The 17,283-nt window shown below is 63.8% G+C and carries 15 protein-coding genes and 2 pseudogenes; 9 read left to right on the plus strand and 8 right to left on the minus strand.

Annotated elements, in window-relative coordinates:
* Nucleotides 1–28 precede the first annotated feature (28 nt).
* From atpA to NMG80_RS14240, 3 genes are all read right to left on the minus strand, one after another.
* Entirely contained in the window at nucleotides 29–1,558 is a 1,530-nt protein-coding gene (gene atpA, locus NMG80_RS14230; protein WP_023800086.1) for a F0F1 ATP synthase subunit alpha, read from the minus strand.
* Nucleotides 1,558–2,118 (minus strand): F0F1 ATP synthase subunit delta, encoded by a 561-nt coding sequence (locus tag NMG80_RS14235; RefSeq protein ID WP_254018679.1) that lies wholly within the window; start codon nucleotides 2,116–2,118, stop codon nucleotides 1,558–1,560. The genes atpA and NMG80_RS14235 overlap by 1 nt, the downstream gene beginning before the upstream one ends.
* A gap of 246 nt (nucleotides 2,119–2,364) precedes the next feature.
* On the minus strand, nucleotides 2,365–2,760 hold the full coding sequence (locus NMG80_RS14240; protein WP_254018680.1) for an AGROH133_08824 family phage infection protein: 396 nt from the start codon (nucleotides 2,758–2,760) through the stop codon (nucleotides 2,365–2,367).
* A gap of 222 nt (nucleotides 2,761–2,982) precedes the next feature.
* Between NMG80_RS14240 and NMG80_RS14245 the strand changes: the two genes are divergently transcribed.
* Together NMG80_RS14245 and NMG80_RS14250 are read left to right on the plus strand one after the other, a co-directional pair.
* Complete coding sequence (locus tag NMG80_RS14245) at nucleotides 2,983–3,228, plus strand: type II toxin-antitoxin system Phd/YefM family antitoxin (RefSeq protein WP_254018681.1); 246 nt, start codon at nucleotides 2,983–2,985, stop codon at nucleotides 3,226–3,228.
* Complete coding sequence (locus NMG80_RS14250; protein WP_254018682.1) at nucleotides 3,225–3,680, plus strand: type II toxin-antitoxin system VapC family toxin; 456 nt, start codon at nucleotides 3,225–3,227, stop codon at nucleotides 3,678–3,680. Before NMG80_RS14245 ends, NMG80_RS14250 begins: the two co-directional genes overlap by 4 nt.
* A gap of 9 nt (nucleotides 3,681–3,689) precedes the next feature.
* Here the strand turns inward: NMG80_RS14250 and NMG80_RS14255 are convergent, their stop codons facing one another.
* Nucleotides 3,690–5,873, minus strand: a complete 2,184-nt coding sequence (locus tag NMG80_RS14255) for a primosomal protein N' (protein WP_254018683.1) — start codon at nucleotides 5,871–5,873, stop codon at nucleotides 3,690–3,692.
* A gap of 90 nt (nucleotides 5,874–5,963) precedes the next feature.
* Between NMG80_RS14255 and fsa the strand changes: the two genes are divergently transcribed.
* Nucleotides 5,964–6,617 carry a fructose-6-phosphate aldolase gene (fsa, locus tag NMG80_RS14260; RefSeq protein WP_254018684.1) on the plus strand — a complete coding sequence of 218 codons (654 nt, stop codon included), beginning with the start codon at nucleotides 5,964–5,966 and terminating at the stop codon, nucleotides 6,615–6,617.
* 125 nt (nucleotides 6,618–6,742) lie between these two features.
* Here fsa and lptE read toward each other — a convergent pair whose 3' ends face one another.
* Nucleotides 6,743–7,330: an LPS assembly lipoprotein LptE gene (lptE, locus tag NMG80_RS14265; RefSeq protein WP_254018685.1), complete on the minus strand. Its 588-nt coding sequence runs from the start codon at nucleotides 7,328–7,330 to the stop codon at nucleotides 6,743–6,745.
* Nucleotides 7,317–9,950 (minus strand): leucine--tRNA ligase, encoded by a 2,634-nt coding sequence (gene leuS / locus NMG80_RS14270; RefSeq protein WP_254018686.1) that lies wholly within the window; start codon nucleotides 9,948–9,950, stop codon nucleotides 7,317–7,319. Before leuS ends, lptE begins: the two co-directional genes overlap by 14 nt.
* A 146-nt stretch (nucleotides 9,951–10,096) precedes the next feature.
* Here leuS and NMG80_RS14275 point away from each other — a divergent pair, with 146 nt between their 5' ends.
* The 4 genes and pseudogenes from NMG80_RS14275 (at nucleotide 10,097) to NMG80_RS14290 (ending at nucleotide 12,654) form a co-directional block, all read left to right on the plus strand.
* On the plus strand, nucleotides 10,097–10,759 hold the full coding sequence (locus NMG80_RS14275) for a YggS family pyridoxal phosphate-dependent enzyme (RefSeq protein WP_254018687.1): 663 nt from the start codon (nucleotides 10,097–10,099) through the stop codon (nucleotides 10,757–10,759).
* Nucleotides 10,760–10,819: 60 nt separating this feature from the next.
* A pseudogene (locus NMG80_RS14280) lies at nucleotides 10,820–11,070 on the plus strand (type II toxin-antitoxin system Phd/YefM family antitoxin).
* Nucleotides 11,070–11,456, plus strand: a pseudogene (locus tag NMG80_RS14285) (type II toxin-antitoxin system VapC family toxin); the annotation flags it as partial. The pseudogenes NMG80_RS14280 and NMG80_RS14285, both read left to right, overlap by 1 nt.
* Nucleotides 11,457–11,604: 148 nt before the next feature.
* The gene (locus NMG80_RS14290) at nucleotides 11,605–12,654 is read left to right on the plus strand and encodes an aldo/keto reductase (RefSeq protein WP_254018688.1); all 1,050 of its coding nucleotides are present in this window, start codon (nucleotides 11,605–11,607) and stop codon (nucleotides 12,652–12,654) included.
* A 52-nt stretch (nucleotides 12,655–12,706) separates the two neighbouring features.
* Here NMG80_RS14290 and NMG80_RS14295 read toward each other — a convergent pair whose 3' ends face one another.
* The gene (locus tag NMG80_RS14295) at nucleotides 12,707–13,615 is read right to left on the minus strand and encodes a LysR family transcriptional regulator (protein ID WP_254018689.1); all 909 of its coding nucleotides are present in this window, start codon (nucleotides 13,613–13,615) and stop codon (nucleotides 12,707–12,709) included.
* A 137-nt stretch (nucleotides 13,616–13,752) separates the two neighbouring features.
* On the opposite strand from NMG80_RS14295, the gene NMG80_RS14300 reads away from it, so the two are divergent.
* Both NMG80_RS14300 and NMG80_RS14305 read left to right on the plus strand, forming a co-directional pair.
* Nucleotides 13,753–14,931 carry an MFS transporter gene (locus NMG80_RS14300; RefSeq protein WP_254018690.1) on the plus strand — a complete coding sequence of 393 codons (1,179 nt, stop codon included), beginning with the start codon at nucleotides 13,753–13,755 and terminating at the stop codon, nucleotides 14,929–14,931.
* Nucleotides 14,932–14,993: 62 nt separating this feature from the next.
* Nucleotides 14,994–16,028 carry an aldo/keto reductase gene (locus NMG80_RS14305; protein ID WP_254018691.1) on the plus strand — a complete coding sequence of 345 codons (1,035 nt, stop codon included), beginning with the start codon at nucleotides 14,994–14,996 and terminating at the stop codon, nucleotides 16,026–16,028.
* Nucleotides 16,029–16,106: 78 nt separating this feature from the next.
* Here NMG80_RS14305 and NMG80_RS14310 read toward each other — a convergent pair whose 3' ends face one another.
* Nucleotides 16,107–16,991 (minus strand): NAD(P)-dependent oxidoreductase, encoded by an 885-nt coding sequence (locus tag NMG80_RS14310; RefSeq protein WP_254018692.1) that lies wholly within the window; start codon nucleotides 16,989–16,991, stop codon nucleotides 16,107–16,109.
* Nucleotides 16,992–17,283: the final 292 nt, after the last annotated feature.

The following is a 17,283-nucleotide window of genomic DNA, read 5'->3' on the forward strand; positions in this document are numbered from 1 at the left end:
AAACCTGATCCCGTCCGTCCGGCTTCGTTCAAGCAAAGGTCTTGGCGAAGGTGTCGATCTCCGCCTTCAGCTTGGCGCGGAGATCGTCCGACAGCGCCTTCTCCTTGCGGATGCCGTCGAGCACCTCCTTGCCGGCCGAGCGCATGTGGCTGAGCAAGCCATGCTCGAATTTGCTGACCTGGTCGATTGCCAGCTTGTCGAGATAGCCGTTGACGCCGGCGAAGATCACCGCGACCTGTTCTTCGACCCTGAGCGGCGAGAACTGCGGCTGCTTCAGCAGTTCGGTCAGGCGCGCACCGCGGTTGAGCAGGCGCTGCGTGGCGGCGTCGAGATCGGAGCCGAACTGGGCGAAGGCCGCCATTTCGCGGTACTGCGCGAGTTCGCCCTTGATCGAGCCGGCGACCTGCTTCATCGCCTTGATCTGCGCCGAGGAGCCGACGCGCGACACCGACAGGCCGACATTGACTGCCGGGCGGACGCCCTGGAAGAACAGATTGGTTTCCAGGAAGATCTGGCCGTCGGTGATCGAGATGACGTTGGTCGGGATATAGGCCGACACGTCGTTGGCCTGGGTCTCGATGATCGGCAGCGCCGTCAGCGAACCGCCGCCATTGTCGTCATTGAGCTTGGCGGCACGCTCCAGAAGGCGCGAATGCAGGTAGAAGACGTCGCCCGGATAGGCTTCGCGGCCGGGCGGGCGGCGCAGCAGCAGCGACATCTGGCGGTAGGCGACGGCCTGCTTCGACAGATCGTCGTAGCTGATCAGTGCGTGCATGCCGTTGTCGCGGAAATATTCGCCCATCGTACAGGCGGTGAACGGCGCCAGGAACTGCATCGGCGCCGGGTCGGAAGCGGTGGCGGCGATGATGATGGAATAGTCGAGCGCACCGCGCTCTTCGAGCACTTTGACGAACTGCGCGACAGTCGAGCGCTTCTGACCGACGGCGACGTAGACGCAGTAGAGCTTTTCCTTCTCCGGCCCGTGCTCGTGCACCGATTTCTGGTTGAGCATCGTGTCGAGGATGATCGCGGTCTTGCCGGTCTGGCGGTCGCCGATGACCAGCTCGCGCTGGCCGCGGCCGACGGGGATCAGCGCATCGATGGCCTTGAGGCCGGTCGACATCGGCTCATTCACCGATTTGCGCGGTATGATGCCGGGCGCCTTGACGTCGACGCGCTTGCGCTCGGTCGCCTGGATCGGGCCCTTGCCGTCGATCGGGTTGCCGAGCGCATCGACGACGCGGCCGAGCAGGCCCATGCCGACCGGCGTATCGACGATGGCGCCGGTGCGCTTGACGATATCGCCTTCCTTGATGTCGCGGTCGGCGCCGAAGATGACGACGCCTACATTGTCGGCTTCGAGGTTGAGCGCCATGCCGCGGATGCCGCCGGGGAACTCGACCATCTCGCCGGCCTGGACATTGTCGAGGCCATAGACGCGGGCGATGCCGTCACCGACGGACAGAACCTGGCCTACTTCGGAGACCTCGGCCTCCTTGCCGAAATTCTTGATCTGGTCTTTCAGAATTGCGGAAATTTCCGCGGCGCGGATGTCCATCAGCCGACCTCTTTCAGTGCAAGCTTGAGCGAATTGAGTTTGGTTTTGAGCGACGTATCGATCTGTCGCGAGCCTATCTTGACCACCAGCCCGCCGAGCAGCGACGGATCGACGGTCACGGCAATCGCGACATCCTTGCCGGCAACGCTTTTCAGCGCCGCCTTCAACTCGGCCTCCTGAGCCGCCGTCAGCGCATGCGCCGAGGTGACTTCTGCGGCGGTCTCGCCACGATGCTCTGCGGCGATCTGGCGGAATGCCTTGATCATGCCAGGGATAGCGAACAGCCGGCGGTTCTGGGCGACAACGCGCAGGAAATTGCCGGTGAGACCGCTGATCCCCGCCTTGTCGGCGATCGCGGCGATCGCCTTGGCCTGGTCGTCGCTGGAGAACACCGGGCTATTGATCAGACGGGTAAGGTCCGCACTGCCTTCGAGCATCGCTGCGAAACTGTTGAGGTCGGCCTCAACTTGGGCGACCGAATTCGCCTGCAGCGCGAGATCGAACAGCGAACCCGCATAGCGCTCTGCTACACCTGAGATTGGCGATGACGATTGGGCCACGGACCGTCTTTTCTCTTGTCTGACAGGCCGCAGATTATTGGCGCGAGCGAAAACTCTGGCTAAATCTTTGACCTTACTGCATTTTTCCAAGCACGGAGGCGCGGCTTCCGCTATCCCCGGCCGAAAGTCGATTGCCGTCTAGCACAGGCATTTTAAGACCGCAATGCGTCGTCCCGCATGGTTTTCAGGCACTATTGTCGCATCCGGCGATGCAGTTCGACCGCCGGTTCCGAATTAGCCTTTGATTCAAGGCACAAAGCCGAAGGCGAAGGCAAGCGGCAGCGCCGCCAGCACCAGTTCCACCACGATGGAAGCCCAGTTGAAAGGGGTGTTGGCGCCATCCGACATCATCGACAGCAAGCGGCCGAAGGCGGTGAACAGCCAGGAAAAGCCAAGCGCCATGTAGAGCAGCGGTTGCGCCAGCAGGATGCAGCACAGGCCGACGCCGAGATAGAAGCCTGACATCCTGCCGCGCCCTTCGGCGATTGCCGCCGCCTTCTCAGGCTTGACCTGCAGCCGCAGTATCCGGAAGCCCAGCCCCGGCGCCAGGAACAGCAGCAGACCGAACAGCAAGGTCGTGACGGCGCTCGACCACGCCAGCCACTCGCCCTGGCTCATCGGCCACGGAAACGCAAATTCCATACTGTCCCCTCGCAAATGGCTGTTTCGAAATTTCGGGCATTCTAGCGAAGGAAGAGACATGCGCCAGATGGCGTCGGTGAATTGCAGGCGCGCACCAGTCCAATGCGAACGCGACCGCTGGCGACCGGGCAAAGAGGGGCAAAGAGGACGGTACACAATGGGCTGTTTTTTCTGCACGGTTCCCATATATATGACTACATGAGACCACAAGGAGTTCGGCGCATGAAGACGATGCAACTACGAGAGGCAAAGGCCAGCCTTTCCGCGCTCGTGGAGGCTGCTGAGAATGGTGAGCCCACGGTAATCACCAAGCACGGCAAGCCCGCAGTCATGGTGGTGCCAATTGGTGAGGGACGGAAACTTTATCCGCAGAACAGCCAAAAAGACTTCGTGGATTTCCTGCTTCAGTATCCAGGCGGCATCGAGCTTGAGCGAAACGAATCGCCGTCGCGGGAAGTGGAGTTTTGACCGGCTATCTGCTTGATACGTCTTTTCTCTCGGCCTTTGCACCTGGTCGGCCTCTGCTTCCGTCACACGTGCGGAACTGGGTTGCCGAACAAGGAGAACGCGGCTCTTGGCAGATCTCGTCGATCGTCATCTTGGAGGTGGAACGAGGAATCGCGAAACTGAAGCGGGCGGGCGGGCATATCAAGGCGGAGCGCATCAATGAGTGGTTCGAAAGGTTGCTCGTAGAGTTCAACCAGCGCATCCTTCCGATCGATTTAGCAATCGCGCGAGAAGCCGGAAAACTAGAAGACGCCACTATCGCCAGAGGTGCCAATCCGGGTCTGGCGGATGTACTGATCGCAGCCACTGCCCGCTTGAACGGCCTGTCAGTTTTGACGGGCAACACCCGGCATTTCGCGATTCTCGAGGTGCCTTACCTGAACCCATTCACCGAACGCGCCTCGGAAGCATAATTCGACGCCTCACAAAAAGCTCTGCGGGTCGATATCGACCTGCACTCGCACCGAGCCCCGTAGCTTCGGCCCCTCTGCCAGCATGACGCGGATGAAGCCTTGCATGTCGGCGCGCCGCTCGCCCTGGATCAGCAGCCGAAAGCGATGGCGGCCGCCGATCAGCGACAGCGGCGCCTCGGCCGGGCCGAGCACGAACAGGTCGGAGGCCTGAGGTGCGGCGCGCCGCAAACCCCGCGCATGGCCCTCCGCTTCCGCTCGGGTCGCAGCACTGACGATGACGCCGGCGAGCCGGCCGAAAGGCGGCAGCGCCGCCCGCTCGCGCTCGGCGATCTCGCGCTCGTAGAAAGCCTCGGCGTCGCCGGAGACGATCGCCCGCATCACCGGGTGGTCGGGCTGGAAGGTCTGCAGCAGGCCAAGGCTCTTCTTGCCGGTGCGGCCGGCGCGGCCGGTCACCTGGCTGAGCAACTGGAAGGTGCGCTCGGCGGCGCGCGGATCGCCATTGGCCAGACCGAGATCGGCGTCGACCACGCCAACCAGCGTCATGTTCGGGAAATTGTGGCCCTTGGCAACGAGCTGCGTGCCGATGACGATGTCGGCCTCGCCATTGGCGATGGCTTCAAGCTCGAGCCTCAGCCGCCGCACGCCGCCCATCAGGTCGGACGACAGGACGATGGTTCGGGCGTCTGGGAAATGCGCGACGACCTCTTCAGCGATGCGCTCGACGCCCGGCCCGCACGCGACCAGATGGTCGAGCGTGCCGCATTCCGGGCAGGCCTCGGGTCGCCGCTCATTGTGCCCGCAATGGTGGCAGACGAGCTGGCCGCGAAAGCGGTGCTCGACCAGCCAGGCCGAGCAGACCGGGCAGCCAAAGCGATGGCCGCAGACCCGGCACAGCGTCAGCGGCGCATAGCCGCGCCGGTTGAGGAACAGCAGCGATTGTTCCTTCTTCTCCAGTGTCTGGCGCATATGGCCAAGCAGCACCGGCGACAGGAAGCCGCCGCGTGCCGGCGGGGCGCGGCGCATGTCGATGGTCTTCAGGTCGGGAAGGGCGGCCTCGGCAAAGCGCGCCGAAAGCACCGCCCTGCTGTAGCGGCCCTGGCTCGCATTGACCCGGCTCTCGACCGACGGCGTCGCCGAGGCGAGTACGACCGGAAAGCCGCCGATATGGCCGCGCACCACCGCCATGTCGCGGGCATTGTAGAAGACGCGGTCTTCCTGCTTGTAGGCGGGGTCGTGCTCCTCGTCGACGACGATCAGCGCGAGTTCCCTGAACGGCAGGAACAGCGCCGAACGCGCGCCGGCGACGACGCGCACGCCGCCTTCCGCCACTTGCCGCCAGACACGCTCGCGCATCCTTGGCGGCAGGTCCGAGTGCCATTCCGCCGGCTTGGCGCCGAACCGTTCCTGGAAGCGCTCGAGGAAGGCGTGGGTCAGCGCGATCTCCGGCAGCAGGATCAGCACCTGCTTGCCGCGGTCGAGCGCCGCCGCCACCGCCTCGAAATAGACCTCCGTCTTGCCCGATCCAGTCACCCCATCGAGCAGCGTGACGCCGAATGTGCCGGCCGCGACATTGCTGCGCAGCATCGCGGCTGCATCGCTCTGGTCCGGCATCAGCGATGGCTGGGCGTAGCCTGGGTCGGGTGCTGCGACCACCGGTCGCGGCGGGATCATAACCGTCTCGAATACGCCTTGCGCTTTCAGCCCGTCGATGACGGTCGACGACACGCCGGCCGCATGCGCCAGCCCGGATCGCGTCCAGGCGAGCCCGCCCTCCGCGGTTTCCAGCACGCGCATCCTCGCACCCGTCATCCGGTCGGGTTTGGCCAAGGTGCGTTGCAGCCCTTCGATCCACGGTTCCGGATCGAAGGCCTCCGGCGCCCGCAGCAGCATGCGCGCCACCATGCCGGGCGGCGACAGCGTGTATTGCGCGATCCAGTCGACGAACCGGCGCATGGCGCGGTCGATCGGCGGGCAATCGAAGACCTGCTCGATCGGGCGCAGTTTTTTGGCATCGACCTTTTCGACAACGCCGTCCCAGACGATGCCGGCAACCTGGCGCGGCCCGAGCGGCACGCGCACGATCGAGCCCGGCACCACGCGCATGCCGGCGGGCACGGCATAGGTGTAGGGCCGCTCGGCGGGCATCGGCACCAGCACTGGCGCGGCTGCGACAAAGGGCGAATCTTCGATCATGAGGCGTGACCTTGCCCCGACTTTCGTCTAGATCAAAGTCCGACCCAAAGGTGCATGACATGCACATGAAAAAATCTTCAGGAGACCGTCATGAAATTTTTTGTCGACACCGCCGATGTTAAGGAAATCCGTGAGCTGAACGATCTGGGGCTGCTCGATGGCGTCACCACCAATCCCTCGCTGATCCTCAAATCCGGCGGCAAGATCGCCGACGTCACCAGAGAGATCTGCGAGATCGTCAAGGGCCCGGTCTCGGCCGAAGTCGTCGCCACCGAATACAAGGACATGATGGCGGAGGCCAAGATCCTGGCCAGGATTGCCGACAATGTCTGCATCAAGGTGCCGCTGACGCTCGACGGCCTGAGGGCCTGCAAGGACATCCGCTCGGACGGCCGCATGGTCAATGTCACGCTGTGCTTTTCGGCCACCCAGGCGCTGCTCGCCGCCAAGGCCGGCGCCTCCTTCATCTCGCCCTTCGTCGGCCGCATCGACGACAGCGGCTGGGACGGCATGGAGCTGATTGCCGACATCCGCACCATCTACGACAATTATGATTTCCAGACCGAGATCCTGACCGCCTCGGTGCGCACGGTGAACCACGTCAAGCAGGCCGCACTGATCGGCGCCGACGTCATCACCGCCCCACCGGCGACGCTGAAGGCGCTGGTCAAGCACCCGCTGACCGACAAGGGCCTGGAGCAGTTCCTCGCCGACTGGGCCAAGACCGGCCAGAAAATCAGCTGAATCAGGAAGATCGGCTGAAATCAAGACGCCGTGTTCCCGAAAAAAAGGCCGAGCAATCGGCCTTTTTTGCGCCAGCAATCAGGCCTCGGCGGTAGCCGGAACGTCTCGATCCAGGCCGAAACGCTCTAACCCGCCACCGTCTTGCCGTGCTTGACCAGATCCTGGGCGATCGACAGGCGCAGCAGGTCCGCCAGTTCGCGCGCCGCGCGGTTTTCGGCGTCGATTTGCGCCCGGTAGGAGGAAAATTCCTGACGGGGCCTGTCGAAGGACGACGCTATCGAGCGCCTGCCGGTCGCGATGGTCGTGCCGGTCTTGGCGTCGGTCAGCACATAGTTCGCGGTCAATGTCACCGTGCCCGCCGTTGGCTCGTCGTCATCGGTCGTAACCTGCACGGTTGCAGCGGATTCAACAAGTTCGGTAACGCCGAGATCGAGCGAATAGGCGGGCGACGCCGGCTCGCCGGCACCTTGGCCGAGCGCGAAAATCAGATTGTTGCGGACCTGCTGGGCGTAGCGCGTGTTGACCGGCTTGACCGAGATGGACCCGAGTTCGGCGGCAGCGCCGACTTGCGAACCGGCCGACAGCGGCGCGCTCGAATAGAGCGGGCGCACCGTGCAAGCCGAAACCAGCGCAACCGAAGCGAGCAGCCCATACAGCGCGATACGGTGCAGCAAATGCGTCATTTCTGTCTTCCTCGGATCAGGCAACGACATTGACGATCCTCTGCGGTACGATGATCACCTTGCGCGGTGCCTTACCTTCGAGCGCTTTCTGCACGAAGTCGAGAGCCAGAACCGCTTTTTCGACGGCACCTTGGTCCGCGTCGCGGGCAATTGTCAAATCGCCGCGTTTCTTGCCGTTGACCTGGACCGGCAGCACGATCTCGCTGTCGACGACAAGCGACGGATCATAGACCGGCCAGGGCCGTTCGGCGACCAGATCGGTGCCGCCGAGCGTCTGCCAGCATTCCTCGGCCAGATGCGGCATCACCGGCGCAATCAGATGCACGAGGATGTCGACGGCTTGCCGGCAGGCAGCCTGGAGCGCCGGATCGGCCTTGCCTGCGGCCGCCTCGTTGAGCGGCGTGGTGAGCGCATTGGCGAGTTCGTAGATGCGGGCGATGGCACGGTTGAAGGCGAGTTTTTCGATATCCTCACCGACCGATTTCAACGCCTTGTGCGCGGCCTTGGAAACAGTCCCTGCCTCGCCCTGCTTTGCCGCTGCCGGCTTGATTCCGGCGAGCGATTCGGCAGCCGTCGACACCAGGCGCCAGATACGCTGGATGAAGCGGTGCGCGCCGGCGGCGCCCTCGTCGGTCCATTCGACGTCACGCTCGGGTGGCGAGTCCGACAGCATGAACCAGCGCGCGGTATCGGCGCCGTAGCCGTCGGTGATCTCTTCCGGGCTCACCGTGTTCTTCTTCGACTTCGACATTTTTTCGAGCGGGCCGATCACCGCCTCTTCGCCGGTCGCGATTTCGATGGCGCGGCGCTTGCCGTCGACGTCCTCCAGCCGCACCTCGCTGGGCGCAAGCCAGCGGCTGTTCGAGCCACTGCCGACCCGATAGGTCTCGTGCACCACCATGCCTTGCGTGAACAGGCCCCTGAACGGCTCGGCCAGGTCGACATGCCCGGTCTCGCGCATGGCGCGGGTGAAGAAGCGCGAATAGAGCAGGTGCAAAATGGCGTGCTCGATGCCGCCAATATACTGGTCGACCGGCAGCCATTCGGTAGCTGCCTTGGGATCGGTCGGATCGTTGGCCCAGGGCGCGGTAAAGCGCGCGAAGTACCACGACGAATCGACGAACGTGTCCATTGTATCGGTTTCGCGGCGTCCATGCTTGCCGCATTGCGGACATTTGACATGCCGCCATGTCGGATGGCGATCGAGCGGATTGCCCGGCCGGTCGAACTCGATGTCGTCCGGCAGCCTGACAGGCAGGTCCGCCTTCGGCACCGGCACCACGCCGCAATCCTCGCAGTGGATCATCGGGATCGGGCAGCCCCAGTAGCGCTGGCGCGAAATGCCCCAGTCGCGCAGGCGGAAGTTGACCTTGCGCTCAGCCATCGGCCGATTGCCGAGGGTTTTTTGTTCCAGCAGCTTCGCCACCTCGTCGAACGCCTGATCAGGCTTCATGCCGTCGAGGAAGCGCGAATTGATCATCACGCCATCGCCGACATAGGCCTCGTCGATGATCTGGAAGCTTCCTTGGTTCTCGCCTTCCGGCATCACCACCGGAATGACCGGCAGGCCGTATCGGTTAGCGAAGTCGAGGTCGCGTTGGTCACCGGACGGGCAGCCGAAGATGGCGCCGGTGCCGTACTCCATCACCACGAAATTGGCGACATAGACAGGCAGCGTCCAGTTCGCGTCGAACGGATGGACGACGCGGATGCCGGTGTCGAAGCCCTTCTTCTCGGCCGTCTCCAGTGCGGCCACCGAAGTGCCCATGTGACGGACTTCATCGATGAACTTTGCCAGCGCTGGATTGTCCTCGGCGGCCTTTTTAGCCAGCGGGTGGTCGGCGGCGACCGCCATGAAGGAGGCGCCGAAGATGGTGTCGGGCCGCGTCGTGTAGACTTCCAGCTCATCTTCGCCGTCGATCACCTTGCCAGTAGTGGCCAGCGGCCAGCGGATCAGCAGGCCTTCCGAGCGGCCGATCCAGTTCGCCTGCATCAGCTTCACTTTTTCCGGCCATTCGTCGAGGCCTTCCAGCGAGTCCAGCAGATCCTGCGCGTAGTCGGTGATCTTGAAGAACCACTGCGTCAGCTCGCGCTGTTCGACCAGCGCGCCCGAGCGCCAGCCGCGTCCGTCGATGACCTGCTCGTTGGCAAGCACCGTCATGTCCTCCGGATCCCAGTTGACCTTGGAGGATTTGCGCGTCACCAGCCCCTTCTCGACGAAATCGAGGAACAGCATCTGCTGGCGGTGGTAGTAGTCGACATCGCAGGTGGCGAATTCGCGTGCCCAGTCGAGCGACAGGCCCATGACCTTGAGCTGCTCGCGCATGGCGGCGATGTTCTGATAGGTCCAGGCCTTGGGATGGACCTTGTTCTGCATCGCCGCGTTCTCGGCCGGCATGCCGAAGGCGTCCCAGCCCATCGGGTGCAGCACGTTGAAACCCTTGGCTCGCTTGTATCGCGCCACCACGTCGCCCATCGTGTAATTACGGGTGTGGCCGATATGGATGCGCCCCGACGGATAGGGGAACATCTCGAGCACGTAGTATTTCGGACGCGGGTCGTCGTTGTCAGCCTCGAACAGCTTCTTGGCGTCCCAGGCCTTCTGCCATTTGGGCTCTGACGCGCGCGGATTGTATCGTTCGGTTGCCATCGGGTGTTTTTCACTTAAAAAGCATACGCGAACAGCCGGACATGCCCGGCGGCTCAGGAAATGTCGTCGCGGTGTTCACCATGGATTGCCGGACCCGTCAACTGCGACGCCCCGGCCAGGACGAAAACCAGAGTCAGGATATAGGCATGGCGAGCGCCGTCGAACAGTTTTTCACGGTCAAGGCGAGGATCGCCGCCGCCGAGCGCGAGGCAGGACGGCAAGCCGGCGCGGTGACGCTGGTCGTGGTCTCGAAGACCTTCAGCGCCAACGATATCAGCCCGGTCATCGAGGCCGGGCAGCGCGTCTTCGGCGAGAACCGCGTCCAGGAAGCACAAGCCAAATGGCCGGCGCTGAAGCAAGCTTTCCCCGACATCGAGCTGCATCTGATCGGTCCGCTGCAATCGAACAAGTCGAAGGAAGCGGTAGCGCTGTTCGACGTCATCGAGACGGTCGATCGCGAAAAGATCGCCGCCGAACTCGCCAAGGAAATCGCCAGACAAGGCCGGTCGCCAAAACTCTACGTTCAGGTCAACACCGGCTCGGAACCGCAAAAGGCCGGCATCGAGCCACGCGAAGCCGTACCCTTCGTTACGCGCTGCCGCGACGTCCATGGCCTCGCCATCGAGGGCCTGATGTGCATCCCGCCGGCCGACGAGAATCCCGGTCCGCACTTCGCGCTGCTGGAAAAGCTCAGCACGGAGGCAGGTGTGGAGGAGCTCTCGATGGGTATGTCCGGCGACTACGAGACGGCGATCGCCTTCGGCGCAACCAGCGTCAGGGTCGGCTCGGCGATCTTCGGCAGCCGTTAGCGGACATTTCGTTTAGCGGCAGTTTAGCGATCAGCCTTGATAGTCGGGTGCGTCAGGCCCATGAACTGGCATCTTCAGGACGCGAAAAACAACTTTTCCATGTGGTTCAGCGCGCGCGCAGCGAGGGACCGCAGACGGTGACCCTGCGTGGCGAGCGCGCGGCCGTGGTGCTTTCTGCCGAAGACTATGACCGCTTGTCGGGAAAAAAGAAGTCCCTGGCAGAATATCTCCTGACCGGTCCCGTCTGGGATGACGATTTCGCCGAGGAGGTCAACCGTCGCTCGGATACGATGATCCGCGACGACCTCTGATGTACCTGCTCGATACCGACATCGTTTCGGATATGGAACGACGCTTGCCCAAGCCGACCGCCTGGCTGGCTTCAGTGGATCCGGCCTCGGTCAATCTCAGTGTCATCACGCTCGGCGAGATCGAACGCGGGATCGTAAAGCTGCGCAAGATCGATCCCGAACGGGCAACGCGCCTCGATCTGTGGCTGCGAGAGCTTCGGCGGGACAATGCCGACCGCATCCTTGCGGTTACTGAAGATGTCGCGTTGTCGTGGGGTCGCATCTCAGCTGGCCGCACGCGAGGCGGCGCCGACACGCTCATCGCCGCCACAGCTTTGGTCCACGACCTCATTTTGGTTACGCGCAACGTCGCCGTTTTCGGCGATACTGGGTTAACGGTCCTCAACCTTGGACAAGCTGACCTGATCCCCGCGACGCCGGTCGTCGGGTCGCGGAACTTGGTCCAGGACCATCAGGCCGTTACGCCAACAATTGAAACGAAACGTACCGTTCCTATATTGGTCGTGTCATTCCAAAACTCCCGGAGCTTGCACCATGCGCTACAATCAACTTGGAAACACGGGGATGTTCGTCTCCGAACTTTGCCTGGGCACCATGACCTTCGGCGCCGCCGGCGAAAACGCCCAATGGGGCCTGATCGCCAGCCTCGACCAGAAGGGCGTCGACGAGATCGTGCAGCGCTCGCTCGCCGCCGGCATCAATTTCTTTGACACGGCGGACGTCTACTCCTTCGGCGCATCGGAACGGCTTCTCGGCCAGTCGCTGCGTAATCTCGGCATCAAGCGGCAGGACGTGATCATCGCCACCAAGGTCCATGGCGCCATGGGCGACGGCCCCAACCAGCGTGGCTCCTCGCGCGGCCACATCATGGATTCGGTCGAGGGCAGTCTCGAACGGCTGCAACTCGACCATATCGATCTCTATCAGTTGCACGGCACCGATGCGGTGACGCCGATCGATGAGACGCTGCGGGCGCTCGACGATCTGGTTGCCAGCGGCAAGGTCCGCTATGTCGGCGTCTCAAACTGGGCGGCCTGGCGCATCGCCAAGGCGCTGGGCATCGCCGAACGCAAGGGTTTCGCCCGTTTCGAAACCGTGCAGTCCTACTATTCGATCGCCGGCCGCGATCTGGAGCGCGAGATCGTGCCGCTGCTCAACGAGGAGAAGCTTGGGCTGATGGTCTGGTCGCCGATGGCGGGCGGGCTGCTTTCCGGCAAATACGGACCCGGCGCGCCCGGCAATGGCGAAGGCCGCCGCGCCAGCTTCAATTTCCCGCCGGTCAATGAAGACCGCGCCTGGGCGGCGGTCGCCGTCATGCGCGAGATCGCCGGCAAGCACGGCGTCAGCGTCGCCACGGTGGCACTTGGCTATGTCTTGGCCAAGCCGTTCGTGATGAGCGTGATCATCGGCGCCAGCCGCATGGAGCAGCTCGAACAGAACCTTGCCGCCACCGAGTTGAAGCTCGACAGCGACGATCTTGCTCGTCTCGACGAAGTCAGCGCGCTGCCATCCGAATATCCGGGCTGGATGCTCGAGCGCCAGGCGGCTGGCCGGCGTCCGGCGCCATTTGCGCCGAAAAAGTAAGTCAATCTCATCTTCGTTTTCGGGAGCCGGCGGGCTCCCGATCTTTTTGGGCTCAGCTCAGCCGGACCGTCTCGACCAGAAAGTCTAGAAAGGCCCGCACTCGCGCCGGCAAATGTTTGCCCTGGCCGACGTAAACAGCGTGGGTAAGCTCCTCGTCGCCGGGGTTGAAGTCCTCCAGAAGCGGGATCAGCCGGCCGTCGGCGATGTCGGGCTCCACATGCCAGCGCGCCAGCCGGGCGATGCCAGTGCCCGAGAGCGCCATCAGCCGCATCGCCTCGCCGTCGCTGACCAGCGCATTTCCGGTGATCGGGACGAGAACGGCCTCGCCGGCCGCACCGACGAATGGCCAGCCGTCGATATGGCGCACAAAGCAGAAACCCATCCGGTTATGACGATCGAGATCGGCCGGCGTTCGGGGTGTGCCATGCGTCCTGAGATAGACTGGCGCGGCGACGACGATCACCCGGCTCTGCCCGAGCTTGCGCGCCACCAAACGTGATTCGCCGAGCGGCCCGGCGCGGATGGCGACATCGGCACGCTCCTCCATCAGGTCGATGACGTTGTCGGTCAAAACCAGATCGATGGTGATTTCCGGATAGCGTTCGAGAAACCGCGGCAAGAGCGGGATCAGCCGGTGCTGCCCGAACGGCACGTAGCTGTTGACCCTTAGCCGGCCGCGCGGCGCAGCACCGGCCGCCGCCTCGCGCTCGGCTGCCGCCATGTCGGCAAGGATGCGCGCGCCGCTGTCGAAGAAGGCCGCGCCTTCTGGAGTCAATTGGAGCTTGCGCGTCGAACGGCTGATCAGCCGCGCGCCGAGCCGGGCCTCAAGCCGCGCAATCAGCTTGCTCACCGCCGACGGCGTCATCCGCAGCATCCGCGCCGCAGCCGAAAAACTGCCCGCTTCGACGACACGGACAAATACCTCGATCTCGCCGGAGCGGTTGATGTCTGGTCTCGCCATTCGTGAATCTATTTCACAGACGATGTGCCCGACGCAAGGCTGGTTCACCTTGCGTCGCGACACGATCTTCCGGGGCGGGGCGTGGGAGGACACGACGTCCCGTCGTCAAAACTGGCTGTCATCCAAGTGGGAACCGCATGCCTCTTGCTCTTTATGCTCTCGCCGCCGGTGCGTTCGGCATCGGTGTCACCGAATTCGTCATCATGGGCCTGCTGCTCGACGTCAGCACCGATCTCGGCGTCTCGATCTCGGCCGCCGGCCAGCTGATCTCCGGCTATGCGCTGGGCGTCGTTGTCGGCGCGCCGCTGCTGACGATCGCCACCGGTCGCTGGCTGCGCAAGACCGTGCTTCTGGCGCTGATGGCGGTCTTCACTCTGGGCAATCTCGCCTGCGCGCTGGCTCCCGACTACTGGACGCTGATGGCTGCCCGCGTGCTGACCGCCTTCGCCCACGGCACCTTCTTCGGCGTTGGTTCGGTGGTTGCGACCGGGCTGGTGGCGCCCAACAGGAAGGCCTCGGCGATCGCCCTGATGTTCACCGGCCTGACCATCGCCAACATCCTCGGCGTGCCCTTCGGCACCTGGCTCGGCCAGGCCTTCGGCTGGCGTGCGACCTTCTGGGCGGTAACCCTGGTCGGCATCGTTGCCTTCGCCATCATTCTCCTGCTGGTGCCGCGCAGCCCGGCAGCGCTGGAAAAGAGCGACCTGCGCGGCGATCTCGCCGTGCTCGGCCGCGCGCCGGTTCTGCTTAGCTTCGCCACCACCGTGCTTGGCTATGCCGGCGTCTTCGCCGTCTTCACCTATATCGCCCCCCTGCTGACCGAGATCACCGGTTTTGCGGAAGCAGCGGTGTCGCCGATCCTGCTTGTCTTCGGCGGCGGCCTCATCGCCGGCAATCTCGCCGGCGGCAAGTTCGCCGACCGCTGGCTGGTGCCTTCCGTTCTCGGCAGTCTCGTTGTGCTGGCGCTGGTGCTCGGCACGATGACCTTCGCCCTGCACAGCCAGGCGATGGCCGTCATCTATGTCGGCCTGCTCGGCGCCGCCGCTTTCGCCACCGTGGCACCACTGCAGATGTGGGTGCTGGAAAAGGCTGATGGCGCCGGCCAAAGCCTCGCCTCGTCCTTCAACATCGCCGCCTTCAACCTCGGCAACGCCGCCGGCGCCTGGCTCGGCGGCGTGGTCATCGCCCATGGCCCCGGCCTTGGCGCCGTCACCTGGGTCGCCGCGCTGCTGCCGCTCTCGGCGCTCGCCGTGGCGTGGCTGGCGCTGCGCCTCGGTCGTCCGACGCTCGGTGAACCGGCACCTGCCCGATCGTAGCAATGACGACCCCCCTTAGACATTCACAGACGACCCCCTTAGACATTCACAGGAGAAAAAAGATGGATTATCGACGTCTTGGCGCCTCGGGCCTGAAGGTCCCAGCGCTCTCGTTCGGCGCTGGAACCTTCGGCGGTTCGGGGCCGCTGTTCGGCGCCTGGGGCAACAGCGATGCGACGGAAGCGCGGCGACTGGTCGACATCTGCCTGGAGGCCGGCGTCAACCTGTTCGACACCGCCGACGTCTATTCCAACGGCGCCTCCGAAGAAGTGCTCGGCGCGGCCGTCAAGGGCCGCCGCGATGCCGTGCTGATCTCGACCAAGACCTCGCTGCCGATGGGCGATGGAGCCAACGATGCCGGCTCCTCCCGTTCGCGCCTCATCAAGGCGGTCGGGGACGCGCTCAAGCGGCTCGGCACCGATTACATCGACCTGCTGCAGCTGCACGCTTTCGACGCCGCAGCGCCGATCGAGGAGGTGCTGTCGACGCTGGACGGTCTCGTTCGCGCCGGCAAGCTGCGCTATGTCGGCGTCTCCAACTTTTCCGGCTGGCAAGTGATGAAATCGCTCGGTCTGGCGGACAAGCACGGTTACCCGCGCTACGTTGCCCATCAGGTCTACTACTCGCTGGTTGGGCGCGACTATGAATGGGAGTTGATGCCGCTCGGCCTCGACCAGGGCGTTGGCGCGCTGGTGTGGAGCCCGCTCGGCTGGGGCCGCCTGACTGGCAAGATCCGCCGCGGCGAGCCACTGCCTGAAAAAAGCCGGCTGCACGACACCGCAAGCTTCGGGCCACCGGTCGAAGACGAGCAGCTCTACAGGGTTGTCGATGCGCTCGACGCCGTCGCCAGGGAAACCGGCAAGACCGTGCCGCAGATCGCCATCAACTGGTTGCTGCAGCGGCCGACCGTCGCCTCTGTCATTATCGGCGCGCGCAACGAGGAACAGCTGCGCCAGAACCTCGGCGCCGTCGGTTGGTCATTGACATCAGACCAGATGAAGAAGCTCGACGCGGCAAGCGCCGTCACCGCGCCCTATCCGTATTTCCCGTATCGCCGGCAGGAAGCCTTTGCCAGGCTCAGCCCGCCAGCGGTCTGAGCCTGGCCAAGGCCAGAAAGCCGCGGGAGACCGCCATTCGCCGGCCGGCCTCACCTGAATATCGACATCACTAGTCCTTCAAGGTGCGTCCGCGCCGGCATCCCTCGCGGCAAGCTGGCCGATGGCCGACCAATCGAGTTTTTCGCCGCCGGTGGCGAGCAGGGTGAGGAAGCGGTCCCGCAGGAGGCTCGCTAGCGGGAGCGGTACGCGCAACTCCTCGGCTGCTGCCAGCGTCAGCCGGATATCCTTCTGACCCAACGGCGCCGCGAAGCCTGCAGGCTCAAAGTTGCCATTCGCAATCAGCGCGCCATAGGTCTTGTAGACGGGTGCCGAAAACAGGGTCGACGTCAGGATTTCGAGATACAGTTGCTTGTCGACGCCGCCTTTGCTGACCAGCGCCATGGCTTCGCCGAGCGATTCGATCACCGAGGCGATCAGGAAATTGCCGCTAAGCTTCACCAGATTGGCGGCTTTCGGCGTCTCGGATACGACGACGGTCTTCTGGCCCACCGCATCGAAAATCGGTTGCACGGCGGCGATGGCATCCGGCGCTCCGGCCGCGACGACGAACAGTTTGCCGGCCGCTGCCGCATCGGGCCGGCCGAACACCGGTGCTGCGACGAAGCGCTGTCCAACTGCGGCATGATCGGCTGCGAGGCGCTCCGACAGAGCGACACTGATTGTGCTGCAGGAGATGTGCGTCGCTCCCTTCCGAAGGCTCGAGAGCAAGCCCCCGTCGCCATAGACCACGCTTTCGACGGCGTGATCGTCTGCCAGCATGGTTATGACAGCCTCGCCGCGGCAGGCTTCTGAAAGATTGGCCGCCGAATGTGCACCCTTGTTGACGAGGCTCTCGGCCTTGCCGCGCGTCCGGTTGTAGACGGTCAGGCCATGCCCGGCTTCAAGAATGTTTCTGGCCATTCCGGCGCCCATATGTTCCAGGCCAATCAAGCCAGCGTCCATGATGGTCTCCTTTCAATGCGGTTCTGAGATCCGCGTTTCTCACTTGTGCCAATCCCGATCCAGAAGCTTGGAAAGGCCGGTTGGATCTGCCCCGCGTAAAGCCCCGCGACGCTCGGCCTCCATTGGAATGTGCTCCGTCACCGCGCGGTTCCCATCGTACACTGAACTTTGTTAGAATGTCCCGACCTCAACCCAACGACTGGTCCGCATACTCAGCCCGACGAACAGCCGGGCAAAGGGCGATCAGGCGATCGATCGCCGACAAGGCGAAGCGCAGGCTTGGTTCGTCAGT

It is taken from the genome of Mesorhizobium escarrei, from assembly GCF_935825525.1.
GTDB classification, from domain to species: Bacteria; Pseudomonadota; Alphaproteobacteria; order Rhizobiales; family Rhizobiaceae; genus Mesorhizobium; species Mesorhizobium escarrei.

Bases quoted from the DNA above. Each gene is read 5' to 3' on its own strand.
- NMG80_RS14275 (WP_254018687.1), top strand. From the start codon at position 10,097: ATGGCGAGCGCCGTCGAACAGTTTTTCACGGTCAAGGCGAGGATCGCC.
- fsa (WP_254018684.1), top strand. From the start codon at position 5,964: ATGAAATTTTTTGTCGACACCGCCGATGTTAAGGAAATCCGTGAGCTG.
- NMG80_RS14245 (WP_254018681.1), top strand. From the start codon at position 2,983: ATGAAGACGATGCAACTACGAGAGGCAAAGGCCAGCCTTTCCGCGCTC.
- NMG80_RS14290 (WP_254018688.1), top strand. From the start codon at position 11,605: ATGCGCTACAATCAACTTGGAAACACGGGGATGTTCGTCTCCGAACTT.
- NMG80_RS14300 (WP_254018690.1), top strand. From the start codon at position 13,753: ATGCCTCTTGCTCTTTATGCTCTCGCCGCCGGTGCGTTCGGCATCGGT.
- NMG80_RS14295 (WP_254018689.1), bottom strand. From the start codon at position 13,615: ATGGCGAGACCAGACATCAACCGCTCCGGCGAGATCGAGGTATTTGTC.
- atpA (WP_023800086.1), bottom strand. From the start codon at position 1,558: ATGGACATCCGCGCCGCGGAAATTTCCGCAATTCTGAAAGACCAGATC.
- NMG80_RS14240 (WP_254018680.1), bottom strand. From the start codon at position 2,760: ATGGAATTTGCGTTTCCGTGGCCGATGAGCCAGGGCGAGTGGCTGGCG.
- lptE (WP_254018685.1), bottom strand. From the start codon at position 7,330: ATGTCGTTGCCTGATCCGAGGAAGACAGAAATGACGCATTTGCTGCAC.
- NMG80_RS14255 (WP_254018683.1), bottom strand. From the start codon at position 5,873: ATGATCGAAGATTCGCCCTTTGTCGCAGCCGCGCCAGTGCTGGTGCCG.
- NMG80_RS14305 (WP_254018691.1), top strand. From the start codon at position 14,994: ATGGATTATCGACGTCTTGGCGCCTCGGGCCTGAAGGTCCCAGCGCTC.
- leuS (WP_254018686.1), bottom strand. From the start codon at position 9,950: ATGGCAACCGAACGATACAATCCGCGCGCGTCAGAGCCCAAATGGCAG.
- NMG80_RS14310 (WP_254018692.1), bottom strand. From the start codon at position 16,991: ATGGACGCTGGCTTGATTGGCCTGGAACATATGGGCGCCGGAATGGCC.